The sequence below is a fragment of the Pseudomonas sp. MIL9 genome (genome assembly GCF_016887925.1).
Lineage (GTDB): Bacteria > Pseudomonadota > Gammaproteobacteria > Pseudomonadales > Pseudomonadaceae > Aquipseudomonas > Aquipseudomonas mohnii.
Window position 1 is genome coordinate 1 of sequence record NZ_JAFEHE010000051.1, and the last position, 1,937, is coordinate 1,937.

2 protein-coding genes and 2 pseudogenes are annotated in these 1,937 nt (G+C 51.4%); all 4 read right to left on the reverse strand.

All coding sequences use genetic code 11. The annotated features are described in order from the left end of the window. Positions 1–74: pseudogene (locus JQF37_RS31630) on the reverse strand (YeeE/YedE family protein); the annotation flags it as partial. Beyond that, positions 71–385, reverse strand: a complete 315-nt coding sequence (locus JQF37_RS31160) for a metalloregulator ArsR/SmtB family transcription factor (protein ID WP_130210041.1) — start codon at positions 383–385, stop codon at positions 71–73. The pseudogene JQF37_RS31630 and the gene JQF37_RS31160, both read right to left, overlap by 4 nt. 217 nt (positions 386–602) lie before the next feature. Beyond that, positions 603–1,520 (reverse strand): c-type cytochrome, encoded by a 918-nt coding sequence (locus tag JQF37_RS31165; RefSeq protein WP_130210037.1) that lies wholly within the window; start codon positions 1,518–1,520, stop codon positions 603–605. Positions 1,521–1,530: 10 nt separating this feature from the next. Continuing rightward, positions 1,531–1,821 (reverse strand): annotated as a pseudogene (locus JQF37_RS31170) (c-type cytochrome); the annotation flags it as partial. Positions 1,822–1,937: the final 116 nt, after the last annotated feature.

Sequence of the window (1,937 nt, forward strand, 5' to 3'; positions counted from 1 at the left end):
CTGGCCGCCAGGCCAATCAATGCGCCGCCGGCAAGGGATGACCAGGGAGTGAAGTTGAGCCAGTCGACATTCATGAGGTTTCTCCGGCGCAAAAATGTTGATACAGGGTTTGGATGACTGCCAATGCTGCGGGACTGCTGATGCGATAGAACACCTGCTTTCCGTCACGGCGGGTCTCCACCAGTCCTTCGCGACGAAGCACTGCCAGTTGTTGAGAGAGAGTCGGTTGCTGTATCCCCAGCAGTGACTCGAGATCGCTGACATTGCGCTCGCCTTGGGAGAGCTGGCACAGGAGGATCAAGCGATCCTGATTGGCCAGGGCTTTGAGGAACTGGCTGGCAGCCTCGGCATTGGCGTGTAGCTGCTGGAGATCTGATTCGGCCATACGATTGATCAATAAATAGACACTTTGTTAAATTATAGTATATAAAAAAATATAATGTAAGGCTACAGTCATAGGACCTGTTTTGCGTCAATTGCAGTTGCTGGTTGGGTAACGTTTCTACATTGAGGATTGACGACAGGAGAGGACACGACACGACCAAGCTATAGCATGATGGCACTCGCGCCGTCAGTGATAGCTTGGTTTCGTCTGAACTGGCTTATTCAGTACCTTGGCCGAGTATCACTCCGTTCAACTTTTGCCCGTAGAGATTGACCCCATCCTTCTCATGAAATTTCAATCTGGTCTGCTCGACAGAGCCGGCAATCATCCTTGGGTCTTTTGGTCGTTCGTGGCTGTTCATATAGGCTGCAACGTGCCACGCCTCATCGGAGGAGAGCGTTCCCCCCTTGCCGAATGGCATATTCGATTTTATGAAGCCGGCAGCGGTATTGATTCGATGCATTCCCGCCCCCCAGTTGAATGAGTCTTTACCCCAAAGTGGTGGAAACACATAGTCGCTTCCTGCTTTCTGGCCTTCACCTTCAGCTCCGTGGCATACAGAACACTGCCTGGCGTAGATAGCCTTTCCCTTGGCGAGATCGAAACCTCCGGCAGGTTCAGGAATCTCGGGATAAGAACGTCCGGGCAGTTCTTGTCCTGTAGGTGCACCCGTTGCGAGCCAGTATGAGTATGCGGTAAGAGCAGCGATGACTTGACTGTCCGCTGGAGGCGGTTTTCCGTTCATGCTGAACTGAAAACACCCTTGTAAGCGCTCAGCGTAGGTATTGACCTTGTCGTTCTTTTTTCGATAGGCCGGGTACATTGTGTAAGCCCCCCAAAGAGGTGCAGAGTCAGCTTTTCTTCCCTGTTCTAAATGGCAGTTGGTGCAATTTAATCCGTTTCCTACGAACTCGGATGCATTGGCTTTCGTATCTACAAAGATTGCGTGGCCTTGCTGGACTAATCGACCAAAAGCATTGTCAGGTAGCGTCTCCTCCGCAGGAGGGAGAAATGTGGGAACCTTATTCTGAGTTGGATTAGGGCTTTTGGGTGGCGCGGTTGGTTCTACAATTTCAGTAGCACAAGCCATTGATATGATGTTGAAAGTAATAAGTGTAGCGATGATGGATTTCATGGCCAGGCCTCTATTTACTGAGATCAGCAAAATATTGGGAAACAGCCTCGACCTCGGTATCGGTGAGTGAGCGCGCAATGTGGCCCATGAGATCGTCTTGATCATTTTTTCGAGTCTGCTGCCGCCAGGCATTCAGTTGTGATGTGAGGTACTGAGCCGACTGACCGGAGAGCGGCGGAAAGGTGGTGCCGACACCGATGCCACTTGGACCATGACAAGCTACGCACTCGGGAATATTTCGATCCCATGCGCCTCTCAAGGCCAGGATTTCTCCGGGACCTTTTGCTGCGTGCGCACGATTGTAACCGTCCGGGCAACACACCTTCCTGACATCGTCGCTTGAGGCGATGGTGTCCACCTAAATTTAAGTGGACACCATTTTTAGCCTTTTTAAGCGGACGCCTATGCCATATGCCA

What these genes read in the sequence shown, in the direction of transcription:
- JQF37_RS31165 (WP_130210037.1), bottom strand. Translation starts at nt 1,520, where the DNA reads ATGAAATCCATCATCGCTACACTTATTACTTTCAACATCATATCAATG.
- JQF37_RS31160 (WP_130210041.1), bottom strand. Translation starts at nt 385, where the DNA reads ATGGCCGAATCAGATCTCCAGCAGCTACACGCCAATGCCGAGGCTGCC.